This is a genomic window from Streptomyces caelestis (assembly GCF_001279005.1).
GTDB classification, from domain to species: Bacteria; Actinomycetota; Actinomycetes; order Streptomycetales; family Streptomycetaceae; genus Streptomyces; species Streptomyces heliomycini.
Window position 1 is genome coordinate 1 of the sequence record NZ_LGCN01000272.1, and the last position, 8228, is coordinate 8228.

General features: G+C 72.3%; 4 protein-coding genes. All 4 read left to right on the top strand.

The window, feature by feature from the left end; translation table 11 throughout:
- Nucleotides 1-349: 349 nt before the first annotated feature.
- Entirely contained in the window at nt 350-856 is a 507-nt protein-coding gene (locus tag ADK41_RS37100; protein ID WP_030836594.1) for a DUF6912 family protein, read from the top strand.
- Nucleotides 857-902: 46 nt separating this feature from the next.
- Nucleotides 903-1571, top strand: coding sequence for an HAD family hydrolase (locus tag ADK41_RS37105; RefSeq protein WP_030836591.1), 669 nt, complete (start codon nt 903-905; stop codon nt 1569-1571).
- A 437-nt stretch (nt 1572-2008) separates the two neighbouring features.
- Nucleotides 2009-6949: an NAD-glutamate dehydrogenase gene (locus tag ADK41_RS37110; RefSeq protein WP_030836588.1), complete on the top strand. Its 4941-nt coding sequence runs from the start codon at nt 2009-2011 to the stop codon at nt 6947-6949.
- A gap of 123 nt (nt 6950-7072) precedes the next feature.
- On the top strand, nt 7073-8228 hold a 1156-nt coding region (locus tag ADK41_RS37115), incomplete at its 3' end, for a hypothetical protein (RefSeq protein WP_053670364.1).

Consider the following 8228-nt stretch of genomic DNA (forward strand, 5'->3'; position numbering starts at 1 on the left):
CGGTGCGAGGGGCGGTGCTGGGTTCTGGTCATGACCTTGTGCATGGGACCCCGTTCGACGGGCCCGGAGCGGCCGGGGAGCCGTACCGGGCGGTAACTCCGTGGTTGGGGATCTTGTACGGGGCGGTGCGGTGCGGTGGCAAGGAGGCGGAGAGCGGGCCGGGAGGGCGGTGAGATTCACTTATCAGGGTGATCCGGAAGGCCTCGGCCCCGTGCTCACGCGGGCGTGCCGGGTGAATTCCGGGACGGAGGTGGACGCCTCGGGGGGTGTGGGCGGGGACCCGATGGGGGACGCCCGGCACGTATCCTGAAGGCCCTTCCGGAGCCCCGATGACACGAAAGCAGCCGATATGCGCGTCTACGTCCCCCTGACCCTTCCCGGGCTCGCCGAGGCGTACAGGACGGGTGTGCTGGGCGACGGGCCGTTCCTCGCGTACGCCGTGACGCCCGCGCTGCGCGAGTGGTACCTCTCCGACGACGTCGAGGAGCTGGAGTACGCCGCGCTCGGCCGTGCCGCGCTGGCCTCCCTGCGGCTGCTGGCGGCGGACGCCGCGGCGCCGCGGCGCCGGGTTGTGGTAGCCGTGGACGTGTCCGACGACGCCGCCTCGGCCGACCCCGACCGGGGCCTCGACCCGGCCGCCCTCGGCGAGGTGCGGGTCGCCGGCGCCGTACGGCTGACCGAGGCGGCCGCGGTGCACGTGGACGCGGCGGACGCGGAGGCGGACGTGACGGCCGCCGCCGACGCGCTGCCCGCGGCGGACGGCGGGGACGACGACGCGCAGTTCACGGTGGACGGCGCGGAGGACCACGAGCTGCTGTGGTACGCCACCCAGGAGATCCCCCACCTGCTCGGCTGACCCGCGGCCCTCCCGGATGTCAGTGCGGGCGGGTACGTTTTCGGGCATGGGGACGCACACGGACGCGCACATCGTCTGGGACTGGAACGGCACGCTGTTCCACGACGTCGACGCGGTCATCGGGGCGACGAACGCGGCCTTCGCCGAGCTGGGCCTGGAACCGCTCACGCTGGAGCGGTACCGGGAGCTGTACTGCGTGCCGGTGCCGAAGTTCTACGAACGGCTGTTGGGGCGGCTGCCCAGCCGGGCCGAGTGGGAGCTGATGGACGCCACCTTCCACCGCCACTACACGGAGCACCACGTGCGGTGCGGGCTCGCCGAGGGAGCGGTGGAGCTGCTGGCGGGGTGGGGGTCGGCCGGCCGCAGTCAGTCCATCCTCAGCCTGTACGGGCACGAGGACCTGGTCCCCCTGGTGCGGGGCTTCGGCATCGAGGCGCACTTCATACGGGTCGACGGGCGGACCGGCCCCTCCGGGGGCGGCAAGGCCGAGCACATGGTGCGCCACCTGCGCGCGCTGACCGGGATCGACCCGGCGCGCACGGTGGTGATCGGCGACGCGGCCGACGACGCGCTGGCCGCACTGCACGTGGGAGCGCGCGCCGTCCTGTACACCGGCGGCTCCCACGGCCGCGCCAGCCTGGAGGCGGTGGGCGTCCCGGTGGTGGACACCCTGGGGGAAGCCGTGGCGGAGGCGGAGCGCCTGGCGGCTTCCTGAAGCGCGCGCACTGTGCAGAACGTCAAAGTTCGGGGCCTGGTTTTGTACACATACGGCTCATGACGGGGGACCTGTAGGGGGCGATAGCCTTGGTGGCGTGATCAGCGCGATAGCTCGCGGGGGCCCCGGTGTCCCTGCTGTGCGCCCGGGCCGCACGGACGACATCCGTGACCGGGTGGCGGTCGCTGGTCTTCGCGGGCGGCGCGGGGCCAAGAGGGCACCCGGGACGCGGCGCACCCCCGGGGAACAGGTGGGGCCGAGAGCGGCGTCACACCCGTCGGGCACGCCGAGTTCGGCCGAGAAGCCCCCGCTCCTCCCCCCTCACGGCATAGCGTCGGTACAGACCGGACACCCCGTGTCGTACCACCGCACCACGAGGCCGGAGACCGTACTTCCTTCTACGTCACGCAACGGCGCGCGACAGGAGCCAGAGGACCATGCAGACCAAGCTGGACGAAGCCAAGGCCGAGCTGCTCGAAAGGGCGGCACGGGTAGCTGAGAACAGCCCGGCCGGGGGGAAACTGCCGACTGGGACGACGGACAAGGGCATGCCCGACCGGGACACCGTGCTCGAGTTCCTCCAGCGCTACTACCTGCACACCGCCCCGGAGGACCTGACCGACCGTGACCCGGTCGACATCTTCGGAGCCGCCTACTCGCACTACCGGCTCGCCGAGAGCCGCCCCCAGGGCACGGCCAACGTCCGCGTCCACACCCCGACCGTCGAGGAGAACGGCTGGACCTGCAGCCACTCCGTCGTCGAGGTGGTCACCGACGACATGCCCTTCCTGGTCGACTCCGTCACCAACGAGCTGACCCGCCAGGGCCGCGGCATCCACGTCGTCATCCACCCGCAGTTCGTGGTCCGCCGGGACGTCACCGGCAAGCTGATCGAGGTGCTCACCACCCCGGCCGGCGGCGACCTCCCGCAGGACGCCCACGACCTCCCGCACGACGCGCACGTCGAGTCCTGGATCCACGTGGAGATCGACCGCGAGACCGACCGCGGCGACCTCAAGCAGATCACCACCGACCTGCTGCGGATCCTCTCCGACGTCCGCGAGGCCGTCGAGGACTGGGGCAAGATGCGCCAGGCCGCGACCGCGCTGGCCGAGGCGCTGCCCGGCGAGCCCGTGCCCGCCGACCTGCCCGCGCCGCAGGTCGAGGAGGCCCGCGAGCTGCTGCGCTGGCTCGCCGACGACCACTTCACCTTCCTCGGCTACCGCGAGTACCAGCTCCGCGAGGACGACTCGCTGGCCGCCGTCCCCGGCACCGGACTCGGCATACTGCGCTCGGACCCGCACCACGCCTCCGACGAGGGCCACCCGGTCAGCCCGTCCTTCGGGCGGCTGCCCGCCGACGCCCGCGCCAAGGCGCGCGAGCACAAGGTGCTGGTGCTGACCAAGGCCAACAGCCGGGCCACCGTGCACCGGCCCTCGTACCTGGACTACATCGGCGTCAAGAAGTTCGACGCGGACGGCAACGTCGTCGGCGAGCGGCGCTTCCTCGGACTGTTCTCGTCCGCCGCCTACACCGAGTCCGTGCGCCGGGTGCCGGTGATCCGGCGCAAGGTCGAGGAGGTCCTGGAGCGCGCCGGTTTCTCGCCGCACAGCCACGACGGGCGCGACCTGCTCCAGATCCTGGAGACCTACCCGCGCGACGAGCTGTTCCAGACCCCGGCCGCCGAGCTCCAGTCCATCGTGACCTCGGTGCTCTACCTCCAGGAGCGCCGCCGGCTCCGGCTCTACCTGCGCCAGGACGAGTACGGGCGCTACTACTCCGCCCTCGTCTACCTGCCGCGCGACCGCTACACCACCGGTGTGCGCCTGCGGATCATCGACATCCTCAAGGAGGAGCTCGGCGGCATCAGCGTCGACTTCACCGCCTGGAACACCGAGTCGGTCCTCTCCCGGCTGCACTTCGTGGTCCGCGTCCCGCAGGGCACCGAACTGCCCGAGCTGTCCGACGCCGACAAGGAGCGCATCGAGGCCCGGCTCGTCGAGGCCGCCCGCTCCTGGGCCGACGGCTTCGCCGAGGCGCTGAACGCCGAGTTCGGCGAGGAACGCGCCGCCGAGCTGCTGCGCCGCTACGCGGGCGCCTTCACCGAGGGCTACAAGGCCGACCACCCCCCGCGCGGCGCCGTCGCCGACCTGGCGCGTCTCGAGGAGCTCGGCGAGGAGCGGGACTTCGCGCTCAGCCTGTACGAACCGGTGGGCGCGGGCGCCGAGGAGCGCCGCTTCAAGATCTACCGCAAGGGGGAGGCCGTCTCCCTGTCCGCGGTGCTGCCGGTGCTCCAGCGGCTCGGCGTCGAGGTCGTCGACGAGCGGCCGTACGAGCTGCGGTGCGCCGACCGCAGCGTGGCCTGGATCTACGACTTCGGCCTGCGGATGCCCGGGGGCGCCGACCGCCTCGGCGACGACGCCCGCGAGCGGTTCCAGGACGCCTTCGCCGCGGCCTGGACCGGCAAGGCGGAGAACGACGGCTTCAACGCCCTCGTGCTCAGCGCCGGACTGACCTGGCGGCAGGCCGTGGTGCTGCGGGCGTACGCCAAGTACCTGCGCCAGGCGGGCTCCACCTTCAGCCAGGACTACATGGAGGACACCCTCCGCCACAACGTCCACACCACCCGGCTGCTCGTCTCCCTGTTCGAGGCGCGGATGTCGCCGGACCGGCAGCGCGCCGGGTACGAGCTGGTGGACGCGCTGCTCGAGGAGGTCGACGCCGCCCTCGACCAGGTCGCCTCGCTGGACGAGGACCGCATCCTGCGCTCCTTCCTCACGGTCATCAAGGCGACGCTGCGCACCAACTTCTTCCAGGAGGCGAGCGGCGGCGCGCCGCACGACTACGTCTCCATGAAGTTCGACCCGCAGGCCATCCCGGACCTCCCGGCGCCGCGCCCGGCGTTCGAGATCTGGGTGTACTCGCCGCGCGTCGAGGGCGTGCACCTGCGCTTCGGCAAGGTCGCGCGCGGCGGTCTGCGCTGGTCGGACCGCCGGGAGGACTTCCGTACGGAGATCCTCGGCCTGGTCAAGGCGCAGATGGTGAAGAACACCGTCATCGTGCCGGTGGGCGCCAAGGGCGGCTTCGTCGCCAAGCAGCTGCCCGACCCGAACGCCGACCGCGACGCCTGGATGGCGGAGGGCATCGCCAGCTACCGGACGTTCATCTCGGCGCTGCTCGACATCACCGACAACATGGTGGCCGGCGAGGTCGTGCACCCGACGGACGTGGTCCGGCACGACGAGGACGACACCTACCTCGTGGTCGCCGCGGACAAGGGCACCGCGAAGTTCTCCGACATCGCCAACGAGGTCGCCGAGTCGTACAACTTCTGGCTCGGCGACGCCTTCGCCTCCGGCGGCAGCGCGGGCTACGACCACAAGGGCATGGGCATCACCGCCCGCGGCGCCTGGGAGTCCGTGAAGCGGCACTTCCGGGAGCTGGGCGTGGACACCCAGTCCCAGGACTTCACGGTCGTCGGCATCGGCGACATGTCCGGCGACGTGTTCGGCAACGGCATGCTGCTCAGCGAGCACATCCGCCTGGTCGCCGCCTTCGACCACCGGCACATCTTCATCGACCCGAACCCGGACGCGGCCGTCTCCTACGCCGAGCGCCGCCGTCTGTTCGAGCTGCCGCGCAGCTCCTGGGAGGACTACGACACCGAACTGCTGTCGGCCGGCGGCGGGATCTTCCCGCGCAGCGCCAAGTCCATCCCGCTCAACTCGCAGATCCGCGAGGCCCTCGGCATCGAGCCCGGCGTCACCAAGATGACCCCGGCCGACCTGATGAAGACGATCCTGACCGCGCCGGTGGACCTGCTGTGGAACGGCGGCATCGGCACGTACGTCAAGGCCTCCGCCGAGTCCAACGCCGACGTCGGCGACAAGGGCAACGACGCCATCCGCGTCGACGGCAAGGACCTGCGGGTCTCCGTCGTCGGCGAGGGCGGCAACCTGGGCATGACCCAGCTCGGCCGGATCGAGTTCGCCCTGCACGGCGGCCGGCTCAACACCGACGCGATCGACAACAGCGCGGGCGTGGACACCTCCGACCACGAGGTGAACATCAAGATCCTGCTCAACGGTCTCGTCAAGGACGGCGACATGACCGTCAAGCAGCGCAACAAGCTGCTGGCGGAGATGACCGACGAGGTCGGCCGGCTGGTGCTGCGCAACAACTACGCGCAGAACACCGCCATCGCCAACGCGCTGGCGCAGTCCAAGGACATGGTCCACGCCCAGCAGCGGTTCCTGAAGCACCTGGTGCGCGAGGGCCTGCTGGACCGGGCCCTGGAGTTCCTGCCCACCGACCGCCAGATCCGCGAGCGGCTCGCGTCCGGGCAGGGCCTGACCGGGCCGGAGACGGCCGTGCTGCTGGCGTACACGAAGATCACGGTCGCCGAGGAGCTGCTGCTGACCTCGCTGCCCGACGACCCGTACCTGAAGGTGCTGCTGCACGCGTACTTCCCGACGGCGCTGCGCGAGCAGTTCCCCGACCGGATCGACACCCACCCGCTGCGCCGTGAGATCACCACGACGGTGCTGGTCAACGACACGGTCAACACGGGCGGTACGACGTACCTGCACCGGATGCGCGAGGAGACCGGCGCGTCGCTGGAGGAGATCGTCCGGGCGCAGACCGCGGCCCGCGCGATCTTCCGCTCCTCGGTGGTGTGGGACGGGGTCGAGGCGCTCGACAACACGGTCGACGCGGACGTCCAGACCCGCATCCGGCTGCACTCGCGCCGACTGGTGGAGCGCGGCACGCGGTGGCTGCTCAACAACCGGCCGCAGCCGCTGGAGCTGGCGGAGACGGTGGAGTTCTTCGCCGAGCGGGTCGAGCAGGTCTGGGCGCAGCTGCCGAAGCTGCTGCGCGGCGCGGACCTGGACTGGTACCAGCGGATCTACGACGAGCTGAGCGGCGCCGGGGTCCCGGACGAGCTGGCCACCCGGGTCGCCGGGTTCTCCTCCGCCTTCCCGACGCTCGACATCGTGTCGGTGGCCGACCGGACGGGCAAGGATCCGCTGGACGTCGCCGAGGTGTACTACGACCTCGGGGACCGGCTGCGCATCACCCAGCTGATGGACCGCATCATCGAGCTGCCGCGCGCCGACCGCTGGCAGTCCATGGCCCGCGCGGCGATCCGCGAGGACCTGTACGCGGCGCACGCGGCGGTGGCCGCGGACGTGCTGGCGGTGGGCAACGGCTCGTCGACGCCGCAGCAGCGCTTCGAGCTGTGGGAGCGGAAGAACGCGGCGCTGCTGGGCCGGGCCCGCACCACGCTGGAGGAGATCCACGGCTCCGACACGTTCGATCTCGCCAACCTGTCGGTGGCGATGCGGACGATGCGGACGCTGCTGCGGTCGCACGCGTAGGCAGGTGGACGCGGGGGCGCCCCGGGCCGTCGGGCCCGGGGCGCCCCCGTGCCGTTGTGGTGCCTTGGGTGGGTATGGGCGTGGATGCGGTGCGGGCCCGCCGTTTCGGGCAATGGCTCCTGTGTGACCGTTCGTCGCTCGTCGTCCGCCGCGCCCGCCGCGCGGACCGGGGCGTGCCGTGCTCCGGACCGCCCGGCGGCCGTCGGCCGGGCCGCGGTCCTGGTCGCCGCCGGACTCGTCCTCGTCCTGCTGGTCCTGGTGATCGTGCGGCTCCCCTGGCTCGGCGACCTGGGCATGCACGCGGCGACCGTGCAGCGGCTGCGGCACAGTCCGCTCGCCCCCGGCAACCCGCTGGTCGACGCGGACACGCCGAGCCCGTACTACTCGCCGTGGATGCTGCTGCTCGGCACCGTCGCCCGCCTGTCCGGGCTCTCGGTGTTCGTGGTGCTGCGGCTGGCCGCCGCCGCCGGACTGGCGCTGCTGGTGACGGGCGTGTGGCGGTACGTGCGGACGCTGAGCGCGCACCGGGCCGCGCCCGCGCTCGCCCTGCTGAGCCTGCTGCTGTTGTGGGGCACGACCCCGTTGCGGTGGAGCGGTTTCCTCGGACTCGAATCGCTCGCGCTGACGGTGTCGTACCCGAGCACGTTCACCCTCGGGCTGGCCTTCCACTTCTGGGCGTGGCTGACGGGGGTGCTGCGCCGGGAGGCCGGGTGGCCGGCGTGGCTCGGTCCGGGAGCGCTCTGGGCGGTGATCCTGCTCTGCCACCAGTTCTCGGGGGTCGTGGCCACGGTGGGCGCCGCCGCCACGGTGCTCGCGGCGCGGCGGCCCGGACGCGCGGTGTGGCCGGGGCTCGGCGCCGGGCTGCTGGTGGGGGCGGGTGTGCTGGGGGCATGGCCGTACTACGACTTCTTCGCGCTGTTCGGCGCCGGGAGCGGGCTGGAGGCGGTGCACCGGGTGCTGTACGAGCAACCGGTCGCGCGGTTCTGGCTGGTGCTGCCGGGAGTGGCCGCGCTGGTCGCGCGAGGGCGGCGGGAGCGCCGGGATCCGCTGGTGGTCTTCTTCGCGCTGGGGACGGCGGTCGTCGCGGCGGGGTGGCTGAGCGGCCACTACTCGTGGGGGCGCGCCCTGCCCGCCGTGCTGATCCCGGCGCAGCTCGCGGCGGCGCTGGAGGTGGTGGGAGGGGTGGGGAAAGTGGGGGCGGTGGGGGTGGGGCGGCGCCGGCTGCGTGCCGGGTGGACGGTCCTGCCGGCCGGGGCGCTGCTGCTCGGCGGGGGGGGGC